General features: G+C 66.1%; 21 protein-coding genes. 13 read left to right on the top strand and 8 right to left on the bottom strand.

From position 1 onward, the window contains the following. Window positions 1–102 precede the first annotated feature (102 nt). The 3 genes from HPY83_03215 (at window position 103) to HPY83_03205 (ending at window position 3,673) form a co-directional block, all read left to right on the top strand. Window positions 103–1,026 carry a DMT family transporter gene (locus HPY83_03215; GenBank protein ID NPV06959.1) on the top strand — a complete coding sequence of 308 codons (924 nt, stop codon included), beginning with the start codon at window positions 103–105 and terminating at the stop codon, window positions 1,024–1,026. A 141-nt stretch (window positions 1,027–1,167) separates the two neighbouring features. Further along, window positions 1,168–1,983 (top strand): ABC transporter ATP-binding protein, encoded by an 816-nt coding sequence (locus HPY83_03210; protein ID NPV06958.1) that lies wholly within the window; start codon window positions 1,168–1,170, stop codon window positions 1,981–1,983. Beyond that, window positions 1,973–3,673 (top strand): hypothetical protein, encoded by a 1,701-nt coding sequence (locus HPY83_03205; protein ID NPV06957.1) that lies wholly within the window; start codon window positions 1,973–1,975, stop codon window positions 3,671–3,673. The genes HPY83_03210 and HPY83_03205 overlap by 11 nt, the downstream gene beginning before the upstream one ends. Before the next feature lie 109 nt (window positions 3,674–3,782). On the opposite strand, the gene HPY83_03200 is transcribed toward HPY83_03205, so the two are convergent. Beyond that, on the bottom strand, window positions 3,783–4,406 hold the full coding sequence (locus tag HPY83_03200) for a hypothetical protein (protein ID NPV06956.1): 624 nt from the start codon (window positions 4,404–4,406) through the stop codon (window positions 3,783–3,785). A 17-nt stretch (window positions 4,407–4,423) separates the two neighbouring features. Beyond that, window positions 4,424–4,861 (bottom strand): RusA family crossover junction endodeoxyribonuclease, encoded by a 438-nt coding sequence (locus tag HPY83_03195; GenBank protein NPV06955.1) that lies wholly within the window; start codon window positions 4,859–4,861, stop codon window positions 4,424–4,426. Window positions 4,862–5,039: 178 nt separating this feature from the next. On the opposite strand from HPY83_03195, the gene HPY83_03190 reads away from it, so the two are divergent. Further along, a complete protein-coding gene (locus HPY83_03190) occupies window positions 5,040–6,974 on the top strand; it encodes a S9 family peptidase (GenBank protein NPV06954.1) in 1,935 nt (644 codons plus the stop codon). A 154-nt stretch (window positions 6,975–7,128) separates the two neighbouring features. On the opposite strand, the gene HPY83_03185 is transcribed toward HPY83_03190, so the two are convergent. Then, on the bottom strand, window positions 7,129–8,559 hold the full coding sequence (locus tag HPY83_03185) for a hypothetical protein (protein ID NPV06953.1): 1,431 nt from the start codon (window positions 8,557–8,559) through the stop codon (window positions 7,129–7,131). Window positions 8,560–8,762: 203 nt separating this feature from the next. On the opposite strand from HPY83_03185, the gene HPY83_03180 reads away from it, so the two are divergent. The 3 genes from HPY83_03180 (at window position 8,763) to HPY83_03170 (ending at window position 11,205) form a co-directional block, all read left to right on the top strand. Continuing rightward, a complete protein-coding gene (locus HPY83_03180) occupies window positions 8,763–9,497 on the top strand; it encodes a DUF72 domain-containing protein (GenBank protein ID NPV06952.1) in 735 nt (244 codons plus the stop codon). Between the two features lie 179 nt (window positions 9,498–9,676). Then, complete coding sequence (locus HPY83_03175; protein NPV06951.1) at window positions 9,677–10,417, top strand: SDR family oxidoreductase; 741 nt, start codon at window positions 9,677–9,679, stop codon at window positions 10,415–10,417. Between the two features lie 293 nt (window positions 10,418–10,710). Beyond that, entirely contained in the window at window positions 10,711–11,205 is a 495-nt protein-coding gene (locus tag HPY83_03170; GenBank protein NPV06950.1) for an RDD family protein, read from the top strand. Window positions 11,206–11,221: 16 nt separating this feature from the next. Here HPY83_03170 and HPY83_03165 read toward each other — a convergent pair whose 3' ends face one another. Next, window positions 11,222–11,821, bottom strand: a complete 600-nt coding sequence (locus HPY83_03165) for a hypothetical protein (GenBank protein ID NPV06949.1) — start codon at window positions 11,819–11,821, stop codon at window positions 11,222–11,224. A gap of 159 nt (window positions 11,822–11,980) precedes the next feature. Further along, the gene (locus HPY83_03160; protein ID NPV06948.1) at window positions 11,981–12,703 is read right to left on the bottom strand and encodes a vitamin B12 dependent methionine synthase; all 723 of its coding nucleotides are present in this window, start codon (window positions 12,701–12,703) and stop codon (window positions 11,981–11,983) included. 544 nt (window positions 12,704–13,247) lie between these two features. Between HPY83_03160 and HPY83_03155 the strand changes: the two genes are divergently transcribed. The 3 genes from HPY83_03155 (at window position 13,248) to HPY83_03145 (ending at window position 17,227) form a co-directional block, all read left to right on the top strand. Beyond that, window positions 13,248–14,306, top strand: a complete 1,059-nt coding sequence (locus HPY83_03155; protein ID NPV06947.1) for an ATPase — start codon at window positions 13,248–13,250, stop codon at window positions 14,304–14,306. Next, window positions 14,303–15,565, top strand: coding sequence for a 6-phospho-beta-glucosidase (locus tag HPY83_03150; protein NPV06946.1), 1,263 nt, complete (start codon window positions 14,303–14,305; stop codon window positions 15,563–15,565). The genes HPY83_03155 and HPY83_03150 overlap by 4 nt, the downstream gene beginning before the upstream one ends. Before the next feature lie 630 nt (window positions 15,566–16,195). Then, a complete protein-coding gene (locus HPY83_03145) occupies window positions 16,196–17,227 on the top strand; it encodes a hypothetical protein (protein ID NPV06945.1) in 1,032 nt (343 codons plus the stop codon). A 126-nt stretch (window positions 17,228–17,353) separates the two neighbouring features. On the opposite strand, the gene HPY83_03140 is transcribed toward HPY83_03145, so the two are convergent. Then, window positions 17,354–18,109 carry a MerR family transcriptional regulator gene (locus HPY83_03140; protein ID NPV06944.1) on the bottom strand — a complete coding sequence of 252 codons (756 nt, stop codon included), beginning with the start codon at window positions 18,107–18,109 and terminating at the stop codon, window positions 17,354–17,356. Between the two features lie 946 nt (window positions 18,110–19,055). Beyond that, window positions 19,056–19,358 (bottom strand): hypothetical protein, encoded by a 303-nt coding sequence (locus tag HPY83_03135; protein NPV06943.1) that lies wholly within the window; start codon window positions 19,356–19,358, stop codon window positions 19,056–19,058. Between the two features lie 252 nt (window positions 19,359–19,610). Between HPY83_03135 and HPY83_03130 the strand changes: the two genes are divergently transcribed. From HPY83_03130 to HPY83_03120, 3 genes are all read left to right on the top strand, one after another. Beyond that, window positions 19,611–21,002, top strand: coding sequence for a hypothetical protein (locus tag HPY83_03130; GenBank protein ID NPV06942.1), 1,392 nt, complete (start codon window positions 19,611–19,613; stop codon window positions 21,000–21,002). A 109-nt stretch (window positions 21,003–21,111) separates the two neighbouring features. Next, window positions 21,112–21,378, top strand: a complete 267-nt coding sequence (locus tag HPY83_03125; protein NPV06941.1) for a hypothetical protein — start codon at window positions 21,112–21,114, stop codon at window positions 21,376–21,378. Between the two features lie 64 nt (window positions 21,379–21,442). Continuing rightward, entirely contained in the window at window positions 21,443–22,171 is a 729-nt protein-coding gene (locus HPY83_03120) for a hypothetical protein (protein ID NPV06940.1), read from the top strand. A gap of 79 nt (window positions 22,172–22,250) precedes the next feature. Here HPY83_03120 and HPY83_03115 read toward each other — a convergent pair whose 3' ends face one another. Continuing rightward, window positions 22,251–22,607, bottom strand: a complete 357-nt coding sequence (locus HPY83_03115) for a hypothetical protein (protein NPV06939.1) — start codon at window positions 22,605–22,607, stop codon at window positions 22,251–22,253. Window positions 22,608–22,629: the final 22 nt, after the last annotated feature.

Below are 22,629 nucleotides of genomic sequence, written 5' to 3'. Positions count from 1 at the left end.
AGACCAGGTTGCAGATCGTGTCGGATTGCGCCAATCTTGTAGCCTGCGCTGCGCCGCTGGCAACGCCATCAGTGTACTCCAGGAGCGACGGGCTTCCCAGCCATGGACCTTCGGCACCGCTATCGCCTGGCAGCGCCCGCCTTCATCCTAGCGGGAGTCCTCTGGGGCGTGGGCTTCCCCTTCGGCAAGATCGCCTTCGCCCAGTTGGGTCCGGCTCAGGTGGTGCTGCTCCGGTTCACTCTGGCCACCCTGGCCCTGCTGCCCATCCCGGTGGTGCGGCGAAAGTGGCCGCGCCGGCAGGACGTCCCCCTATTCCTGTTGGCCGGGGCCCTGACCGTCCCGGTGGTATTCCTGTTTCAGTTCGCCGGCTTGACGCTGACCACCGCCGCCAGCGCTTCGCTTATCATGGGAGCAGCCACCCCCATCCTGGCGGTGGCGGCGGTGGCCTTCTACGGCGAGCGGCTGGCTCTCCCCGAGTGGCTGGCAGTGCTGGCCTCCACCGTCGGAGTGGCCCTGATCGTGGGCCAGCCGGGAGATGGTCACCACTGGCTGGGCGACGCTCTGGTGCTGCTGTCGGCGGTGGCCTGCGCCCCTTCCATCATTTTGAGCAAGGTGCTGGTGCACCGCTACGACGCCATCACCGCCACCAGCTACATCGTGGCCTTCGGCACCCTGGCCCTGGCGCCGGCCGCCCTGCTCTGGGAAGGAGCTCCTCGGCTGGACCTGTCGGCCACCGTGTGGCTGGCGGTGTTGGTGCTGGGCCTGGGCAGTTCCGCCCTGAGCAACCTGCTCTACAACTGGGGGCTGGGTCATTCGAGCGCCTCGCGGGCCAGCGTCTACCTGAACCTGGAGCCACTGGTGGGGGCGCTGCTGGGCGTGATGCTGCTGAGGGAGACTCTGGGCCCCGGGGCGGTCGTGGGCGGTGCCCTGATCGTGGGCGCGGCGGCGTTCATCTCGCGGCCGGCACGCCCAGAGAACGAGCAAAGAGATCTGGCACTGGCAGACCGCAGCCGGGCGAGTGAGTAGTGGGATCGGTACGGGCAGGTCGCCCTCCCTCGTCTCTGTGCCTCAGTGTCTCTGTGGCCAGTTCCCACTGGCCACGATTGCCGGCCCCTACCGTGAACGCTAGCATGGGCCGGGAACCAGGGGGACAGAAGAGCTAGTGCGATGACACTCGACGGGCCGGCACTAAGAACCGAGGGCCTCACCAGGCGGTTCGGCAGCCTGGTAGCCGTGGATCGCCTCGACCTGGAGGTACCCAGGGGCGTCATCTTCGGCTTCCTGGGGCCCAACGGGGCGGGCAAGTCCACCACCATCAACATGCTGGTGGGGCTCCTGCCTCCCTCCTCGGGAAGCGCCGAGGTAGCCGGGTTCTCGGTGCGGGAGCACCCGCTGGAAGTCAAGCGGCGCATCGGCGTGGTAACAGAGGGGATGAGCCTGTACGAACGCCTGACGGCAGTGGAGCACATCGAGCTGGTGGGTAGGCTCCATGGGCTCACCCAGGCGGAGCTGGACCGTCGCGTGCCCTCGCTCCTGGAGGCGCTGGAGCTGAGCGACAGCGCCGGCAAGATGATCCTGGACTACTCGGCGGGGATGCGCAAGAAGACCGCCATCGCCTCCGCCCTCATCCACGCTCCCGAGGTGCTCTTCCTGGACGAGCCTTTCGAGAGCGTAGACCCCATCTCCACCCGGGTGGTCAAGGGCATCCTGCGGGACATGGTGGAACAGCGGGGCACTACTGTCTTCTTCTCCACCCACGTCATGGAGCTGGCGGAACGCTTCTGCGACCGGGTGGCCATCATCAACCGGGGCCGGCTGGCGGCGCAGGGCAGCCTTTCCGAGCTGCGCCAGGCCGTCGGGCTCCCGGAGGAAGCGCCGTTGGAGGAGGTGTTCGTGCGCACGGTGCAGGCCCAGGGGCCAGAAGATCAGCAAGAGCCTCTCCTTCAGTGGCTCACTGGGAAGGAGCCCGTCGGTGGGGGCTGAGGTACGGACGCTTCTCTGGCTGCAGTGGCGCCTGACGCTGTCACTTTTCCGCAGCCGCCGCGCCGAGATGCTGGCCCGGGTGGGGCGGCTTCTGTTCGGTCTCATGTTGCTGGTGCTTAGCCTGCCTGCCTTCGGCTTCATGGCGGTCGGGTTGGGTCTCCTCCTGGCCAATCTGTCGCCTCGCGCCGCCTTCGAGCTGGCGACGCTCGCCAACGCCGGCATCCTGTTTGTATGGCTGCTGCTTCCGGCCAGCTACGACACCAGCCTGGTGGAGCGCTTCGAACTCTCCCGCCTGTTCGTACATCCGGTCAGCTTCCGGGGGCTGGTGGCGGGAAGCACGCTCGTGTCCCTGTTCAGCCTGGTGGGCTTCTGGACCGCCCTGCTCCTGGCGGGCGAGGTGGTGGGGTTAGCGTGGCACGCGCCCGGGGCGCTGCCCCTCATTGCCCTGGCGGCGCTACCGCTCTTCGCCGTGCTCGTGTTCTCCGGCCGCCTGATGGAGGACGTGTACGACCTGGTCGCCGGCGACCGCCGTCTGCGGGCGGTGATGCTGACGCTGCTCTCGCTGCCCTTCCTGGTCCCGGTGTTCGGCAACTTCCTGATCCAGTTGCTGACGCAGGAGTACGGCAGCCTACGCACGTTCCTTGGGCCCCTGCTCGACCTTCCGGACCTCGAGAACCTGGGCTTCGTCGAGGCCGTCGAGGTGCTCCTTCTCGCCCTGAGGTCGTCCCGGTTCCTCTTCTGGCTGCCCACCACCTGGGCGGCGGCAGGGATGGCGTTCCCGGCCATGGGCCGGTGGCTAGCCAGGCTGGGATCGCTGGCGCTGGCGCTGGGTGCGGCCGCCGTCCTACTGTGGGCGCACGGGAGCCTGGTCCTGCGGCTGATGCGGGGCGCCGCCGTGCGGCTGGGCGGCGAGGTGGTCCGCAGCCAGCGGTGGAATCGCTCCTGGCCGGGGCCGCCGGAGTTCTGGGCCCTGTTTCTCAAGGACTGGATCTACCTGCGTCGGGGCCGTGCGAGCCGGTACACCTTCCTGGCCGCGCCCATCGTGGCCGTCTCCTTCGGCGGTCTCGCCGTCTGGCTGACGCACGGTTTCACGGACCCGGGTAGCCCGTGGCGTCAGGCGCTGCCGGCGCTGGTAGGCGCTCTCCTAGCGGTGGCAGCCAACCTGGCTACCTCTTCGATCACCTCCAACTACTTCGGAACGGTGGATCGGGAGGGGTTCGCCACTCTCATGCTGTCACCGGTGGATCGCCGCTACGTGCTGGTGTCGGGCAACCTGGTGGCCTTGCTGCTGACGATGGCGCAGACTCTGCTCTTTCTGGCCATCATCGCCGGGCTGGCTCGAACGTGGACGGTCCTCGGGGCAGGGACGGTGTTGGCCCTCCTGCTCAACCTCTCCACCGCACCGCTCTACACCCTGGCCGGAATCATCGGCGCCAAGCGACAGGACCTGGAGCAATGGAACCGGGACGCGGGCAACCTGTGGACGCTCCTGGCCTGGGTCATAGGCACTCCCCCGGTGTTGCTGCTACTGGTAGTGCCCTACCTGCTGGGGCGACCGGCGCTGGTGGTCACCCTGCCCGTGGCCATTATCTACTCCGCGGGCCTCTACCTGGTCACGCTGAAACCGCTGGCTCGTCTGCTGGACCGCCGGGCGGACCGCATCCTCCAGGCGGTGCGGGAGCCGTCGTAGAGGAGGGGTGCTAGTACCGCCTATGCGACGCCGGTCTGCGCTGGCCTTCGGGGGCGGCCAACACGGGATGTGCCTCGGTCGGTCAGAGTCTGACTCCGCTCGTACGGGCTTACTCGTAGAAGGTTGACGTGTCTACGGCCAGCCGGTTGACCCGCACCAACTGCAACGCGTGGTTGAGCGTAACGTCGAATTCGAGCGGGAAGGCGTCGTGGTCCACTAGGCCGTTCCCTCGGGTAACGTCCCCATCCGAGCCGTACTGCAGCCGCACCTTGACCACCGCGCTGCCGACGACGTGGATCTCGTCCAGGGAGACCTCTGTGTGGAGCACCTCCACGTCGGCTACGCCCTCCACCTGAGTGTGGCTGGACAGCCCATCCAGCTCCTCAGGGGTAGCCTGGTTGACGAGGTAGCCGAAGAGCACGTCCCCTAGATTAGCGATCTCGATCGACTTCGCTCGAGGCGGGTTGGCGACAGACAGGCGGAAGGTGGTGTTTGGCTGTTCAGCGGCCAGCCGTGCCAGCTGTCGAATCTGCTCGACACCCTGCCGCAGCGTCTCGCCCGTCTTGACCTCGATGATCAGGCGCTCCTCCCCCCGCTCGGCCACTAGGTCGGCGACCAAGTCGCCCACCCTCACGTCGCGCGACACTCGATAGCCCTTGGCCTCGAGGTCTTTCGCCAGTTCCTCTATCCGCGCCTGCTCCAGATACCGGCTTAGGGCCTGTGACTCCGCCACTTGTGCCTCCGCCCACACTACCAAACGCCCAGGTTGAGCGGGAATGAACCAACCTCGCCGACTTCGACGTAGAGCACATCGACTCTAGCTTCCGCGCTACTTAGGAGCATCAGGAGCTTGTCGAACTGGTGTGACCCCAACCTGTTCACCGGGAACTCGTAGTTGTCTGTGTCAAGGTCTATCTTCGCCGCTACTCGCAGTACTATCTGAGCATCATCCTCATATGCCAGGCCCGTGAGCGCATCCAGGGTAGGCTTGCTGAGGTTGTCGGCATCGATCGTGCTTCGGCCCCGGTGGAAGTAGTACACCTTCGAGTAGAGCCGCCGGGACGCGAGCCTCGGAACCTGGGCCTGACAGGCCGCAGCAGCCACAGCGTTTTGGTAGGCCCGTTTGTGCTTGGCCCCTCCAGAGAGAGGCCTCATAGACTCAACGAGAACCGCCTGCTTGGCTGCCATGTGAGCTCCGTGAGTGTCTGCAAGCCCAAGTCTACCATACTTCCTGCCGCCAAACACGCCCATCGGTGTGCATCACCACGCGCCCTGACACCCCGGAAAGGGCTGGACACCTGCCGCGTAGGGCGCTAGTCTCCTTCGCAACATTTGATACCAGCAGTTGGCCCTCAGGGAGATTCCCATGTCCAACGCACAGATCAGCCCTTACGGATCCTGGAAGTCGCCCATCACCGCCGACATGGCGGCGAGGGCGGGCACCAGATTGTCCGACATCGTCCTCGACGGCGAGGACGTCTACTGGCTGGAGGGACGCCCGGCGGAGGGCGGCCGCAACGTGATCGTCCGGCGGGCGGCCGACGGGACCATCGCCGACGTGACTCCGGAAGGCTACGACGTCCGCACCCGAGTGCACGAGTACGGCGGCGGCGCCTACACCGTGCACGAGGGCGCTGCCTTCTTTTCCCACTTCCCCGACCAGCGGCTTTACCGCCAGGACCCGGGGCAGGAGCCGCGTCCTATCACCCCCGCCGGGGCCTATCGCTACGCCGACGGAGTGGTGGATGCCGGCCGCAACCGCTTGATCTGCGTGCGCGAGGACCACACCGGCCCTCACCAGGAGGCCGCCAACACCCTGGTGGCCGTGCCGCTGGATGGCGAGGGCCAGATCGAGGTGCTGGCCTCGGGCCACGACTTCTACTCCTCGCCTCGACTGAGCCCAGATGGGGCTTGGCTGGCCTGGCTCGCGTGGGATCACCCCAACATGCCCTGGGACCACAACCGTCTCTATGTGGCTCCGGTGAAGCCGGATGGGTCGCTAGGGCAGCCGGAGCACGTGCCCGGTCACCCCGGACTGGAGTCGTTCTTCCAGCCGGAGTGGTCCCCGGATGGCACCCTGTACTTCATCTCGGACCGCACCGGATGGTGGAACCTCTATCGCTTGCAGGACCGACTGGTGCGCCCGGTGTGGGAGAAGGAAGCCGAGTTTGGCGCCGCCCAGTGGGCCTTCGGCCTTTCCACCTATGCCTTCGACTCCGGCGCCCGTGTGATCTGCACCTATGTCGAGAATGGCATCTGTCATCTGGCGCTCCTGGACACTCAGACCGGACGGGCGGTGGAGATCGAGAGCAACTACACCTCCATGAGCTACGTGCGCGCCCGTGATGGCAAGGTGTACTTCGTGGGTGGGACGCCGGCCGATCCCCCGGCCGTAGTTCAGTTGAGCCTTGCGGAGCGCGAGTTTGATCTGGTGCGCGTCTCGTGCGAAGTTAGGGTTGACCCCGGGTACCTCTCCACTCCTCGCGCCATAGACTACCCCACCGGCGGGGGCATGACGGCGCATGCTTTCTTCTACGCCCCGCAGAACCGGCAGTTCCAGGGGCCGGAGGGCGAGAAACCACCCCTCATCGTGATCACCCACGGCGGGCCTACGTCAACGACCACAGCGACGCTCAATCTCTTGATACAGTTCTGGACCAGCCGCGGCTTCGCCGTAGTGGACGTGAACTACCGGGGCAGCACCGGCTATGGCCGCGCCTATCGGGACGCGCTGCGGGGCCAGTGGGGCGTGGCCGACATCGAGGACTGCATCAAGGCGGTGGAGCACCTGGCTGGCCAGGGGAAGGTGGACCGGGGGCGAGTGGCCATCCGCGGGGGCAGCGCTGGCGGCTACACCACCCTGCGTGCGCTCACCTCTTGCGATGTCTTCAGCGCTGGGGCCAGCTACTACGGTATCTCGGACCTGGAGTTGCTGGCGAAGGAAACGCACAAGTTCGAGTCCCGGTATCTGGACGGCCTCATTGGCCCCTATCCCGAGCGGCGAGACTTGTACCTTGAGCGCTCGCCCATCTACTCGCTGGAGCGACTGGCCTGCCCCGCCATCTTCTTCCAGGGGCTGGAGGACGCCGTCGTCCCGCCCAACCAGGCGGAGACGATGGTGGAGGCCATACGCAGCAAGGGACAGCCGGTCGCCTACGTCGCTTTCGAGGGAGAGCAGCACGGCTTCCGCCGGGCGGAGAACGTCAAGCGTTCCTTGGAGGCCGAGCTCTACTTCTACTCCCGAGTCTTCGGGTTCGATCTGCCGGAGCCGGTCGAACCTGTCCCCATCGAGAACCTCTAGAGGCGGGGCTCACCGCCGAGATCGCAGAGACCGCAGAGGAAAGCAGAGGTAGAGAAGGGAAGGGAAGGCTTCAGAGCCGGAACCTCCTCCTTCCATCTTGGCTCTCTCTTTCGCCCCAGCGCTCTCTGCGGTCTCGGCGGTGAGATACTGCTCCCTACTTGGGCGACCAAGACGGGCAGTAGTGGATGAAGTTCGCGTCCCAGGTGAACCGGGCGAGGTGACTCCCGTCTGAGTCCACGGTGTAGATCTGGGGATGGATGTCAGTCACATTCTCAAACTCCCGCTGCGACGCGAAGGCGATGCGCGGCAGGGGGCTGTACAGTGCTGACGGCGGCGACCAGGAAGGACAGCGGTCCTCTCCGGGGTTGTCATCAGTGAGGTTCTTGGCGCCGTTAAGATCGTTCGTGCTGCTGGAAAGGTCCAAGGCGCTGGCAGCGATGGTGTAGACGTCCCAATCACCGTCGCGATCGGTGGCGAAAGCGATGGTTGAGCCATCAGATGACCAGGCGAAGTCGCGATAGTCCCCTGCGGGCAGGAGCGGATGCCGGTTGCTGCCATCAGCGTCCATCACATAGACCTGGCGCGTCGTCCCCAGAACGTTCTGATAGAGTATGTGCGCCCCATCGGGTGACCAGATAGGGTAGAGCTGGTCTCCGTCCTGGTCGCTGGTCAGGTTGACCAGCGCTGTCTCGCCGACCCGCTTGATGAAGATGTCGAAGTCGTCGGCTGGGCCGTCCCTGTTGGAGACGAACGCCACCGTAGATCCGTCGGGGGACCAGGCGGGATGAATGAAATCGGTGCCGGTGACGGTGTCCTTGACCAACACCTGCAGCTTACCCGTGTCTGAGCCGGTCACCGGCACCAGGGCATAGGCGGTCCAGTCCCCTCCGTAATCGGGGTCCACCTTCAGGTCGAGGTCGGAGGCAAAGGCAACCAGAGAGCTCTCCGGGGACCAGGACGAACGTCCAAGCCGCCACATGTCGGGCTCCACGTAGTCAGTCACGCGGGTGTAGCGCTTCATTATCCCGGTGCGAACGTCAGCTACGTAGAGATTGACCACCATGGGGGTAGGAGGGGTAGGCATGGTATTGACGCTGTAGTAAGCAAGAGCGTTCTCGTCGGGGGCGGGCGTGGTGGTGGGGCTGACAGTCGGGCTGGGCGAGGCGCCCGGTGTCGCTGTGACCGTCCCAGTCGGGATGGACGTCACGGTGATCGTCCCCGTGGCAGTGGGCGATGTAGTACCCGTGACCGTGGCGGCGGCAGTTCCGGTGACGGTCGCGGTGGGCGATGTGGTGCCCGTGACCGTGGCAGAGGCAGTACCGGTGATGCTGGGAGCGACGGTGACCGTCGCCGTAGGCTGGGTGGTGGCAGTGGCGGCTACGGTTTCGGTCGTTGTCGGCATGGTGGTTACGGTGGCCGTTGGGGCGAGAGCGGTGGGTGGGGGCGGGATGGGAGTGGGAGCGCCCGAGTCGTGGTTCCGCATGATGAGAGGCAGGCGCTGCTCCTGAGATTGGGCCACGGCCGCTAAAGGTACCAGGGCGACGAACAGCAGTAACGCGCACAAGAGTAGCCGACGGTACTTCATCCTAGCCTCCTGACTGCAAGGCGACAGATCTGACAACAACCGCGACCGGCAGTGTGCCATGGATCGACCTCAGTGTAAAACGGTAACGCCGCCTGGCTGGTACTCCATCGTGCCCTGTATGGCGCTCCTGGCATCCTCCACTCACCCTGCTAAGATGAGTGCAGCGCAGCCCAACCGGGAAAGGTTGTTGAGAGCATGACGGCATGGCGGGATCAGGACAGATCTGGATAGGGACGTCGGGGTGGCACTACGCCCACTGGGTAGGCCGCCTGTACCCGGAGGGAATGCTTCCAGAGGATTACCTCGCCTTCTACGCCGGCCGGTTCGACACGGTAGAGATCAACAACACCTTCTACCAGCTTCCCAGCCAGGCTGCCGTGCTCCAGTGGCGCCGGTCAGTCCCTCCTGGGTTCATCTTTGCCGTCAAGGCCAGCCGTTACATCACCCATTTCAAGAAGCTCAAGGATCCTGAGGAGCCCTTAGCCAACGTCATCGGTCGGGTCGGGTTGCTGGGGGACCGGCTCGGCCCCATCCTCTTCCAGTTGCCACCCCGCTGGCGCCTTGACTTGGAGCGGTTGCGCCGCTTCCTGGCGGTGTTGCCCCCAGGGCAGAGGTACGCCTTCGAGTTCCGCGATCCCAGTTGGCTCGACGAGAGGGTCTATCGAGAGCTGTCGAACCACGGTGCTGCTCTGTGCGTGTATGACCTGGGCGGGCACTGGTCGCCTGAGGTAGTGACGGCGGACTTCGTCTACGTCCGCTTCCATGGGCCCGATGGTCGGTACCAAGGGCACTACCGGACCGAGGAACTAGCGGAGAGGGCTGCCACCTTCCGGGGTTGGGCGAAGCAGGGGAGGGACGTATACGCCTACTTCAATAACGACTGGCAAGGCCATGCCGTTCGCGATGCGACCGAGCTGCTGGAGCTGCTCGGCTCCTGAGGTGCTGACAGGGTAGACAGGGGCCAACCAGACGGAGAGAATGGAACGCCGATGCTGCTTATGCTGCGTCGGCCAACTCTGATCAGAGGGGGAAAGACAGAAAGGCGTCAGTGGTGAATCGGTGTATCATCAGGGTTCTATCTGGATATGTCACGACAGCACACAGCAGGGGGAGGTAGGTGAACCCGTTCGATCTCACGGGAAAGAAGGCGCTGGTCACCGGAGGAGCGCGTGGGTTGGGTCGCGGCATGGCCCAGGGGCTTCGGGACGCGGGAGCCACGGTAGCCATCCTCTCCCGGTCGGAGCGGGTCGAGGAGACGGCCCGGGAGGAAGGGTTCATCGCCGTCCGCGCCGACCTTGCCGACCGGCAGCAGCTGGAGTGCGGATTCGCTCAGGCTGTGAGGGACCTGGGGGGTCTAGACATCCTGGTCAACAGCCATGGGGTCACCCACCGGGAAGATGCCGCCAGCTTCCCCGTCGAGTGGTGGGATAGGGTGCTGGAGGTCAACCTGACATCGGTGTTCCGTCTGTGCCAGTTGGCGGCCGCGGTGATGCTGCCGCAGGGCCGGGGGAAGATCATCAACATTGCCTCCATGCTCACCTTCAGCGGCGGCCTCCAGGCGCCGGCCTACGCTGCCAGCAAGGGGGGTGTGGGACAGCTGACCAAGGCCCTCGCCAACGAGTGGGCTGGCCGAGGCGTGAACGTCAACGCCATCGCTCCGGGCTATATGGTCACGGACCTGACTCGAGCCCTGGCGGAGGATCCCGAGCGAAGCCGCCAGATCCTGGAACGGCTGCCTGCCGGTCGCTGGGGTGCCCCCGATGACCTCAAGGGGGCGGTGGTCTTTCTAGCCTCCTCCGCCTCGGACTACGTGCACGGGGCGGTTATCCCAGTAGACGGGGGCTGGTTGGCGCGGTAGGCACATGGGGACAGGGCCCGCGTGGGCGCGGGCACTCCTCGAGCGGAGGGTGCACCCGGCGCGGTGGGCGCATAGAGGCAGGGCTCGCGTGGACGCGTGGAGGCAGGGTGCCCGTGGGCGCGCGCAGCCCTCGAGGGAAGGCATAAGCGCGGGGAAGGACCTGGGCGGTGCTGCTGGTGGGAATCCGTCCCCCCGGATTCTGAGCTGTTACGCCGAGGGTTGCCTGCAGCGCCTCCGGCACCGACAATCGAGCTGAGGGTGTTGAGCATCGCTGCGAGCCGACGGGAGGTGCGTTGGAGTATTGCCCTTATCTGTCGCCGTATCTCGGCCTTATCTATGCCGGCTTCTGGCGCCGAGCGATCGCGGCGGTGATAGACGTAGTGCTCATCGTCTTCGCCAGTTTCGTGCTAGCTCTCTTGCTGTCGCCCTTTCTCCTGGCGGCGCCCGCCTCCCTGGAACGCTACTTCGCCAGTGAGTACCTGAGCGTGATCCTGCCGATCGTCTACCTGACCATGAGCTGGTTGTACTTCGCCGGCTTCGAGAGCTCGGAGAGCCAGGGCACCATCGGCAAGACTGCCGTGGGCATTCTGGTGACGGACATGCAGGGCCAGAGGATCGGATTCGGCCGCGCCACCCTGCGCTACTTGGCCAAGCTACTATCGCTGCTGCTCTTGGGGACGGGTTTCCTAGTGATGCTACGCCACCCCCGTCGGCAGACTCTGCACGATCGGGTGGCAAGGACGGTGGTGATAATCCATCTGCAGTCACCCCTGATCGGCCCCGGTTAGCAGGAAAGGCGCGGCGCTAGCCTTCGTCCTGGTATCCTGCCGCCATGGCCAGCCGCTCTTCCAGTTCCTCCATGTGGACCTCCAACTCCCGAGTGCGTCTGGCCAGCTCCTCCAGCTGGGGCCGATACTGCCGCGCCACGGTCTCCTTACGGGTCTCGGCAATCCCTCGTATGACGTAGAAGGCTCCCCTGCCGAGCAGGTATGCCGCCACTGCCGCCAGGATGAAGGCCTCATCGCCCCGGTACGCGGCCACTATCAGGAACAGGACGGCCGCTATGGTGCCGGCGCCTGCCAGCCAGCGGTCCCACCTCGTCTCGTGAACCGACTTGGCGCGCTCCGCTCGGTGCCGCAGCTCCTCGCGCTCTCTCAGGAGCGAAGCCAGCTCGTTCCAGCTCTGCTCGTAGGCCCGCCGCAGTTCTTCTTCCTCAGTCGGGAGCCGGACTGCCGCCGGTGAGGCCATCGGTCGCCCCGAACGACCTCGGGCGAGCTTGAGGGCCGTCTCGCAGTAGTGGCAGAAGGTGTAGAGGTGCTCGCCCTCGGCGCGCAGCAACTCGCCACACACCGGGCATTGCAGCAACTCGTGGGACGACAGGGGCGGTTCCTCGCGCTCGGCCATGTCCAACTCCCTCAACTGCAGGGGATAGGTTACAGGTGACAGGGCACAGGGTGTAAGTCACTTGCACCGGGGGGACGTGGCGTGCACGAGCCGTACTCTCGCCACTACTTCCCCTGGCTGTAACCTGTTCCCTATCCCCTGTTCCCTGCAACCTACTCCCTATAACCTGTACCGATCGTACAACTCCTGGGTGTAAGGTGCCCGCCGACCGGGACACCCCTCTCGCGGGCACAGCATGCAGTTCTCGAAGCTCTCCTCGGTGGGAAAGAGGATGCCTGACACGGACTTGGCGGGCAGCATGAGAAAGCTCTCCGTCAGCCGTACCCCCACCGCGGACTGGACGTCGCCGAGGAGGGCGAAGAGAGGCGCCTGCTGCTCCAGGGGCCAATCGTCCAGCGATCCCGGGCTCATCCGGGAGACCGATCCGGGATGGAATCGCTCCTGGACGTCCTCACTCAGGGCTCGGCGTGCTAGGGAGAGGGCCTGCTCTTGCAGGGCCTCGGCCCAAAAGCGCTCCAGCAGGTCGTCCTTGGAGTTGGCCCACTCCTCCAGCTCGGTGCCGCAGGTGGCCACGTAAGGGAACACCCGATAGGCCCGGTCCAGATTGACGCGGAGCACCCGGCTGGCGAAGCCGATGCCTTCGATCTCCACCCAGTCGTCGCCTCTAGCCCCCACGCTGGCCATGCCATAGACCGCCTTGGGGCGGGCCAGTGCCTGTCCCTCGAGCGCTAGTTGGCGCACGGCATCGACGTAGCCGCTGCCCGGCTTCAGCCGCAGCCGGCTATACAGAGCCTCCAGGTCCACCTCGAACCCGATGTCTTCCAGCAGGATGGTATCCATGTCCTCCCAGCCGTCGGCGCTTCCCGTGATTCTCTCAACCACACAGGACATTATACCGTCATGATCGAGATAGGCGACAGGACAACGAAGGGTCCGGTGTACCCCGAGCCGGAGGCAAGTCCAAGGGTCTGGGCCCACGGTGGCCTGCCCCTGCCGGGACGGCGTGGTGTTGGGACGGACCGCCGCGTCCGTCCAGGGCGCACGGTGGCCTGCCCCCACGAGGATAGGCGGTGGGTACGTCGTTCAGGGCGCCAGCGGAGGGCCTGCCCGTTCGCGAGCCGAGATGGTTCACTCCGCAGAAAGATGCTCCGCCGGGCATAGCGCAGGAGACCCTCTGTGCTTCCTGCCATCGGCCCCCAACTTGTGACGCACTCCAAGGAGTCTGGCGGGAAGACCGGTTGAGGGGCGGTCGTCGCCCGCCTATAATGAAGCAACACGCCGGATCGAAGCCTGTCGCAGGGCGGTCGCCTGGCCTTTCCCGTGCTGGGCGTCGTGGTCCCGGCCTGGCCGTAACGACGCCGCCCGGCCCGCTGTGGGATCGGCTCTGGAAGGGACCGGCGTGAGCGAACGGAGGAGGCACAGTGGCTTGAGCGCCAGGCGCAGCCCCGTGTACGTGGTGGGAGTGGACGGGGGGACCAGCAAGACCATCGCCTTGGTGGCGGACGGCGCCGGCCGCATCTTGGGAGCAGGCCGGTCGGGCAACAGCAACTGGAGCGGCCCCGATGTAGAAAAGCCTATGTCGGTGGTGGTGGCTGCCGTGAGGGAGGCGCTCCAGCAGGCCGGCGTCACCGGCGATCGCATCGCCATGGCGGCCCTATGCCTCGCCGGTGCCGACTGGCCGGAGGATCACACTCGCCGGGAGGACTACCTCCGCACCACCGGCATCGCCCGCGACCTGGTGGTGAAGAACGACGCCTTCGCCGGGCTGCGGGCAGGCACCCGGCGCCCGTATGGGGTGGTGATCGCGGCGGGCACCGGCACCAACACCGCCGCCATTGCCCCCGATGGCCGCGAGTGGGCCTTCGGCTACTACGCTACCTACGGCGGGGGGTCGGACGTGGGGCGGGAGGCCATCGAGGCCATGCTGCGCCAGGACGATGGCCGGGGGCCGGAGACGGCCATCACCGCTCCGGCGCTGGAGAAGCTGGGCTACTCCAGTGTGGAGGCCATGTTGCGGGCCTTGGTCGCGCACGAGGTGGACCGGGGCCGGATCAATTCGCTTTGCCCGCTGGTCTTCGAGGCGGCCTACGCCGGCGACGCTGTGGCCGCGGACATCATCGAGAAGCAAGGTCGAGCTCTGGCCGAGTATGCCGTCGCCATAATCCGCCGGTTCGGCATGCAGGACCTGGAGTTCGACCTAGTGCTCTCGGGCGGGGTGTTCAAGGGGCGCGGCCCCCTGCTCGTGGACACCGTGGCTCAAGTGGTGCACCGGGTGGCGCCGCGAGCCCGCCTGGTGGTCCTGACGGTGGAACCGGCGGTAGGCGCGGTGCTGCTGGCCTATGACGCCCTGGGCATCAGTGTGACCGAGGCGATGTATGCCCATTTGGCCCAGACTTGTCCGGGGCCGGAGCTGTTCGATACCTCGGGTGCCTGGCCTACTCTCGACGACGCTGCCCGATCGGGCACCCTCAAGCAGAGGAGATGACACCGGTGAAGATGGTGGTATTCGGGGGCGGTAGCTCCTATACGCCCGAGCTGGTGGACGGGCTGATCGCGCAGTACGAGCAGTTCCCGGTGACGGAGCTGTCTCTGCTCGACATAAACGAGCAGCGCCTGGAGATTGTGGCCGGTCTGAGCCGGCGCATGCTGGCCAGGGCGGGGCTTCCGGTGCAGGTCACCACTACTACTGCCGACCGGGGGGAAGCTCTGGAGGGGGCAGCCTACGTCAACAGCGTGATCCGGGTGGGCGGCATGGAGGCGCGCATCCGGGACGAGCGCGTGCCCCTCAGGCACGGGGTGTTGGGTCAGGAGACCACCGGGCCCGGCGGGATGATGAAGGCGCTGCGGACCATCCCGGTGGTGCTGAGCCTGGCCCAGGACATGGAGCGGTACTGCCCCGACGCCTGGCTCATCAACTACACCAACCCCAGCGGCATCATGGCCGAGGCGCTGGGCAAGCACAGCCGAGTGCGGTTCGTGGGCTTGTGCTCCGGCCCCGACGGCTGGATCGCGGCGGTGCTGCAACTGATGGGGGTGGAGCCGGAGCGGGCAGCGGTGGACTGGCTGGGGCTCAACCACCTGGGCTACGTCACCCGGGTGTGGGTGGACGGGCGGGACGTCACCGAGCGAGCCGTGGAGGCAGTGGCTGACCACTGGCGGCTGGACCCGGAGCTGATCCGCACCCTGGGCGCGATACCTTGCAGCTACCTGGCCTACTACTACCATCAGCCGCGGCTGGTGGAGCAGGCCAGAGAGCCCGGGCACCGCACCCGCGGGGAGGTGGTGAGGGAGATCGAGGGCGAGCTGCTGCGCCAGTACGCCGACCCGCGCCTGGCGGAGAAGCCCGATCTGCTGCGGCAACGGGGCGGCGGCGGGTACTCGGACATGGCTTACACCGCCATGCTGGCCATCCACCACAACCGGAGCACGCGGCAGATCGTTCAGGTGCTCAACCAGGGGTCGCTGGACGGCCTGCCTGATGACGCTTCCGTGGAAGTGCCCTGCCTAGTGGATTCGCGCGGGCCGCGGCCGTTGAGGATGGGGGTGATACCTCTGCCCATCCGAGGGCTCATTCAGGCGGTGAAGGCTTACGAGAGCCTGACGGTACAGGCGGCCGTGGAGGGAAGCCGCCGGGTGGCGCTGCAGGCGCTCCTGGCACACCCCATGGTGCCTTCCTGGGAGGTGGCTAAGGCCCTGCTGGAGGACCTGATGGAAGCCAACCGGGAATGGATTCCCTGGGCGTGAATGGCACTTGCCTGAACGAGTACAGGATGGGGAGAGCTGGCCACGGCAGCGTGCCCACCCGTTCGTGGAGCGATGGGCCGCGGCAAGCCAGTCCCGGCTTAGCAGGCTGGCGGAGTCTCTCAGTGTGCCGAAGGCGCGGCTTCGCCTCCTTCCCGGGGCCGGAACTGGGCAAGCCCCCGAGGAGTTCGCGCGCCCATGCGCGAAGGGACCCCGGCACCAGACGTCTCCGTCCAGATGCTGGGGGCGCGGATTCCCTAGAAGGCTCGTCCTCCTGATCGTGAGAGGCTACACTTGCCTGGCCAGGGCAGTCCGGCTACACTCTACCTCGCAATCGCAGCACATAGGGAGGCGTACAGCTATGACACAGATAAACCACGCAGCCTCGGTGGCTTCGGGTACGCCTGCCTGCGGCGCGGAGCGATAGGCCCCGTCTTCTAGCCTTTCCCATCCAAGCAGCACGGCCTCAGGCGTACCCCGCCCATACTTCAGAGTGGGAGCGGAGGCATTCGCCTGTGGGCCGCGTGCGCTCGGCGCCTCCCCGCCATGCCCCCGTCTCCCGACGTCCGTGCCCTTTGCGGGCGGCCCACGTCTAGACTGCTGCCTGCCGCACTACTACTGAGGGAGATCCCGTTGCAGAACCATTTCGAGTATGAGGACGAACTCGAGTACTACGAAGCCCTATACGATCCCGCGGCCCAGGTTGAGAGGCGGCACCTCAAGCTGAGGGGCGGCCACCGGCCCAGGAAGACCGATCGGGAGCTCCTGGCGGAGATCGCGGAGCCCGGCGCCCTCGAGGGCGGGTTCAACATAACCTACCAGCCGTCCCGCTACGAGGCCGGCTGGCTGTTGGACTCGCTTCGGGCCTTCTTCGAACAGGACTACATAACCGACGTGCTGGCCATGGTGAAGGGAGGCAAAGAGGCCAGCGTCTATCGCTGCCGGGCCCATCCTTCCACGGGCGAAGAGCTCTTGGCGGCCAAGGTCTACCGGCCTCGCAGGTTCCGCAACCTGCGTAACGACAAGATGTACCGCGAGGGTCGGGAGATCCTGACCGCCGACGGTCGGCCGGTGAAGAAGACCGACCACCGCATCATGCGCGCTCTAGGCAAGAAGACAGCCTTCGGCGTGCAGGTGGCCCACACCTCCTGGCTCATGCATGAACACAACGTCATGAGCCGGCTGTACCGGGCTGGGGCCGCTGTTCCTCGGCCGTTCGCCGCCGGCGAAAACGCCGTGCTCATGGCCTATGTGGGTGACGAGGACGTAGCCGCTCCGACGCTGAACGAGGTGGACCTGGGGCCGGGCGAGGCCGGGCCCCTCTTCACCGAAGTACAGCGCAACCTGGAGATCATGCTGAACCACGGCGTGATCCACGGCGACCTTTCCGCCTACAACCTGCTCTATTGGGAGGGCGCTATCGCTGTCATTGACTGGCCCCAGGTGACCAGCAGCACCGGCAACCGCAGGGCCCGTTTCATCTTTGACCGCGACGTAACCCGGGTGTGCCAGTACTTCGCCGCTCAGGGAGTGCGTTGCGATGCCAATGCCCTGGCCGAGGAGCTGTGGCAGCGCTACGTGGGCGACCGGTCCGCGCAGGAAGCGCTGGAAGCGCAGATGGCAGCCGAGCGGTGGGACGATTGGGGAGACGTAGTCGCCGACTGACCGGCGCCGGGGGGCCCTGCGGGCTACTCCGACTCCAGCAGCGGTGCCGCACACATGCGGGCGGGGCACCCGATGGTTGCCCCGCCCGCGGCCGCAGGCTGGTGCGTTCGCAGCCCCAGCCGCTGCCTAGGCCCGGGAGGCCGTATCGTCGCAGTATGCCCGCATGGCGTCTCTCATGAATTGCGCCAGGCCGGGCTTCACCCGGTCATAGAACTGGGAGAAGCGGCCATCCTGGACGTACATCTCCCCCAGGTTGCGGAAGGCTTCTACCGAGCAGGACCAGAAGTTCTGGTTCATCAGCCGGTACCAGCGATCCACCAGGGCCTGTACCTCGGTGTCAGCCGGGTCACGGCCCACGAGGTCTGCCATTCCCAGGGTGATAGCCTGGGCCTCGGCCCAGAGGGCGGACTGCTCCTCCCTGGTGAGCTTGGCCAGCCCCTCGTAGGATTCATCTACCACGCTGCCCCACCGGGCCCGGGCTTCCTTGCGGTACTCGTCCATCTTCTCGTCGTCAAACGGCAGGAACATCTCTTCTCTGGACACCGCTCCTGCTCCATCCATCGCGGCAATGGTCTGCTCCACGGAGTGGATCAGCCGCTCCAGCCGGGCCTTCTTCTCCAGCAGCAGCTTGCGGTGCTCCAGGAGAGCCTCCCGCCGATCGAAGCGAGGGCTGTGCAGGATGGCCTGGATGTCTTTGAGGCCGAAGCCCAACTCCCGGAAGAACAGTATCTGCTGTAGTTGCTCCAGGTCGGCGTCGGAGTAGAGCCGATAGCCGGCTGGACTCACCGACTCCGGCTGAAGCAGGCCGATGCGGTCATAGTGATGCAGGGCGCGGACGGTCACGCCCGCCAGGTCTGCCACTGTCTTGACGGTGTACACCATCCACCTCCATCTCACAGGGTACACTATGACGTAACGTCAGGGTCAAGTCCCAGTACGCGGAAGATGGACGCCCCGGCGCGCCTGGGCAGAATAATGATGGAGCCGCAGCTGGCGACTGCTTTGGCCTACTCGGTCATGCCGAGCGCCAGCCTGCCATCTCGCGCCTCGGAACCGTATGGATTCCTCTTCGGCCTGGCGCTCGGGTGTGAGCGGCCCCAGCCCATTGAGCCGGTCAAAGGGGGTGGCGGCGCGGTCGTAGCGTCGTCTGACCCGAGGGCGCTGACCCGGCTCTCGGATGCAGGTCCTCTCTCCCAGACGCATGGCCGGCTGGAAGAGGTCGTGGCAGGGACCCAAGAGCCGGTAGGCCCGGGCCAGAGTCAGGGCCTGGCCCAGCACAGCCCAGGCAGGCATACCGCACCCGGGCCCGCACGGGGGTGAAGGTGCTTTGCTCCACGAAAGGGTTGTCGTCCTTGCGGTAGGGCCGACTGCGGCCGAGGCTGGGGGGATGGCGAACTTGGCTGCAGAAGCGCAGCAGGTCGTGGATGGGAAACCCGGGCCCATTGTCGCAGTGGACCTGGGCCAGCTCGCAAGGGAGACGTCCCAGGATGCGCTAGAAAGTGACTTCCACGACAGCATGGCTCCTTCACGCCACCACCTGGCGCTCACTCCATCCCGAGGCCACATCCACCATCTGCACGGTGTGGAAGTAGTGTCACTGGGCGCTTCTCCCCCCGTGGCGGACCAGATCTACCTCCACATGGCCGGCCCGACCCATGCCCCAGGGGATGCGGTGCACCGGCCTTTGGCCAGCCACCGGGTTGGGCCGGGGGCGCCTTCGAGGCAGCTTCCAGGAATCCCAGGGGAGCTGGCTCAGGATGCGCCTGACTGTGGAGACACTCATCTGTTCCAGCTGGTCCAGGACCATCCGGCCGCAGTCCAGCTCCCCCTACTCGGTAAGCTGGCGAGGGAGCCATTGCAGTCCAGGGGTGAGCCGCTCGGGACACGGCCAGTCTAGGCTGTCCGCCGCCACCAGCAATGCCCGACACACCTCCTCATTGCAGCTGGGACCTCGCTGTCTGGCCCGCTGCTTTCGACACGGCTTCTCTCGCAGCAGCTGCAGCGGGCTCTTTCGGTGCCGCCCGGTCACCGCCTCCATCTGGCCCAGAAGCCTCCCCTTGCCCCTCCGGTCGGGTTGCTGGTGGCGGCGGAGCTGAGTCCGTAGGTAGTTGGGGCGCTCCTCGATCGTCATCCGCTCCTGTTCTGGATGACCCCTCGGTAACATTCTGGCTGAGTCTATGCCGTCACTTGACCAGTTTCTATGCCCTCTCTACCATGGAAGGGCGTTGACCCGTGGCGGCCGGCTATGGCGCGACGCCGGCCCGCACGGAGGGCAGTCTCCTTCCACAGTGCTTGTGCCCTTGCCGCCACGCCGCGCCCTGGCCGCCCAGCGGGCCCCAGCCCGCACCACTGACGCGGGTCGTCGTGCCCGGAGGTGGGTGCCATGCGTAGCGCCAGATGGGGTCTTCTCCTCGTCCTGCTAGCCGTGCTGCTCTTCCCGAAAAGCGCTGCCGCTGCGCCCTTCATCGGGCTGCCCTTCCGCATCGACGACACGATATGGGGCGGAGAGGTGGCGGCTGCCTGCAACCCGGGCCGTCGGGTGTGCCTGGTAGTCTGGAGCGATAGCGACAACTCCCTGCGCTACCGCTTCTTGAGCGAGGATGGCCGGATGCTGGGGAGCGGCAGCGAGGGCTTGTCGATGGGATATGGGCCTGACATCGCCTACAACGCCGCCAGCGACCAGTTCCTGGTTGTCTGGGCCTACGAGTACACCCCCACCGATACCGACATCATAGCGGCGCGCGTCAACGGCGACGGCGCCGGCTCCCCCCGGGTGTTCAAGATCACCGGCACGTACGACCAGGATCTCTCGCCCCGCGTGGACGCCGCAGGCGCGCAGGGCTTCCTGGTGGTCTTCGAGCGCTCCGCCACCCTGAACCAGATCCTGGGGCAGAGGGTGAGCGCGGACGGAGTTGGCGGCGACCTGTTGGAGGGCACATTCGGTATCGGACCTCTGACCACGTACCAGTGGCTAGCCGACGTGGCCTATAGCCCGGCCGCTCTCGCCTACGCCGTGCCCTACCATACGCGGCAGGAAGTGAAACTGCAGTTGGTGAGCACCGCCGGGGCGCTGCTGGGATCGGTGCAGGACTTCGGGGAGGGCGAAAGGGTATCGGTGGCCGGCGATTTCGCCGACCCTAGCCGCCCGTTTCTCCTGACGTACCTGGATGTGATCGGTCCCTCGCCCCCGTATGCCTTCGCGGTCCGCGGCTACTTCGTCGGTCCCAACGGCGAGCCGCTGCAGCCCTCGATGGTCCTTTCGACGGACTTCACCGATGCCGCGCCTGTCACCCTGATCCTTTCGGGCCCCGTCGTCTACGCTCTATTCAACAACGATGCCGGGGTGGGGCAGTTTCAGATGCCCGCCTGCGGCCACGCCTGGTGGGGGAAGGTCAGCCTGACACAGAACGCGGTGGTGGACATCAAGATCAACGTAGGCGGCGGCCGGCGCGACCTGCAGGCAGCGTTGTGGTGGCCGGAGGGGGCAGGCCGAGGAGCACGGGGACATCGACCTGTACCTGATCAACCCGTCCGGCGGCACGGCAACCAACAGCATCTCCTCGGTGAGCGTGTTCGAGCGGACGGCCATGGGCGGGACCCTGGCGGCCAGAATCTGGACCGTCCGCATCAAGGGCCACAGCGTCAAGAGCGGCCCGCAGACGGTCTGCTGAACGGTGGACGTGCACGGCTGCGGGTAGGTTACTGGCATCCGCACGACCCTGGAGCTCTTGGAGGTGACATGCGACGAGGCGGGAGCTGGTGCCCGGGCACCTAGAGGCTAGAAGCGCTGCTCGCCATGGCCGTTTAGCCGGCTGTTCGGGTTCGGCGCCGGTGGGCGGAGCGTCTCGACGAGGCCGACCTTGATCATCAACCGAAGAGGGTTCATGCTGAGGAAGGGCGGCCCAGCCGAGGCGATTGCGCTCATGAAGACGGTACAACCACTAGTGCGCATCCTCAGTCCCGGCGTCAACGTCGGCCCGTTCGACGTGGCGGTCATGGAGATGGAATTCGAAAGCCTGAGCGCCCAGGAGGCGTCATCTCAGGACGAGGTTCATGAAGCAAGCGTCGACGAGTCCAAGCTGAAGCTCAACGACCTGCTGGCGCCGCCCGGCGCCAGCGAAGTCTGGCAGGTGGAGCAGGACAGCCCGTGAACTCGTCGAGGATCTGACGAGGGGCGGGCTCCTCGGTAACCAGTCTGACATTCGGAGGGTGAAGATGCGACCTCGCTGGCTCGGATTCGCAGTTCTTGTGGCAATTGCGTCAGCTCTTGCCGTCGTGGGGCCTTCGGTCACGGCTCAGTCGCAGCCAACCATCGTTGCCAATGCTACCTGCACCTGGAGCGGCACCTGGGACACCACCTACGGCACCATGGTACTCGCCCAGGCCGGCGACCACGTCACCGGCACATACACGTACAATGGCGGCCGAATCGATGGCACCGTCACCGGCACCTTGCTTTCCGGCACCTGGTCAGAGGCGCCGGACTACCTGCCCCCGGACAGCGCCGGCGACATCGAGTTCACCATGGCCGCTGACTGTGGGTCTTTCAGCGGCCGGTGGCGCTATGGTTCTACCGGAGACTGGCAGGGCTGGGACGGCACCAAGGTGATGGCCTTCACCGCCGGGCCGGATCAGTACGTGCCGGTGGACGCGGGGCCCCAGACGATCCCCGGTTGGGCCACGGAGATCTCGACCCCGCCGGGCGTAGACTGGGCTTTCATGGTGACGACGGGTCAGAAGAGTCTGTTCAGCGCCTGGCCCGACGTGGATAACAACGGCACGCTCACGTTCACGCCCGCCGCCGGGGCGCGGGGCACCGCTACCGTGGAGGTGTGGATGGCCTACGGCTACCCCGACACCGCGGAGACGGAGCACCAGACGTTCCACATCTACATCGGAATGGCGCGGATCTTTGTGCCTTGCGCCTTCCGTAGCTTGGGCTAGGGGGGACGGCCCCTCCTGCGCTTGTGGAGGGGCCATCCCTCGGGTCAGGATTCGGCGGTTTTGCGCTTGCGGTAGACGCTCAGGGCGTCGGGCATGAACACGGCCAGGCCCGGCCGAACGTTCTTCTAGAAGCCGGTGAAGCGGGCGTCCTGAGCACAGCCTTCTTCCACGTTGTGCCCCAGCGGGCCCGGGCTTCCTTGCGGTACGCGTCCATCTTCTCGTCGTCGAACGGCAGGAACATCTCTTCTCTGGACACCTTCCCTCCTGCATCCATACGGGCGAACCACCGGGTGGTTCCTCGGATCGCCTCGTCAGAAGTGGGCCACTGGTGGTCGTGGAGGGGGTACTCGGAGGCTTCCTTCTGCATGCTCAACTCCCGCGGGGCATGCCAGCCATCCGGGACGAAGCTTCGGGTCAGAAGCCTCTCCGTCTCCATGAGCGTGGGTTCTCCTTGCGCG

Source organism: Anaerolineae bacterium, assembly GCA_013178015.1.
Classification (GTDB): Bacteria; Chloroflexota; Anaerolineae; order DRVO01; family DRVO01; genus Ch71.
Note: the sequence above shows the minus strand (reverse complement) of the source record. Positions and strands in the feature narration are given on the sequence as shown.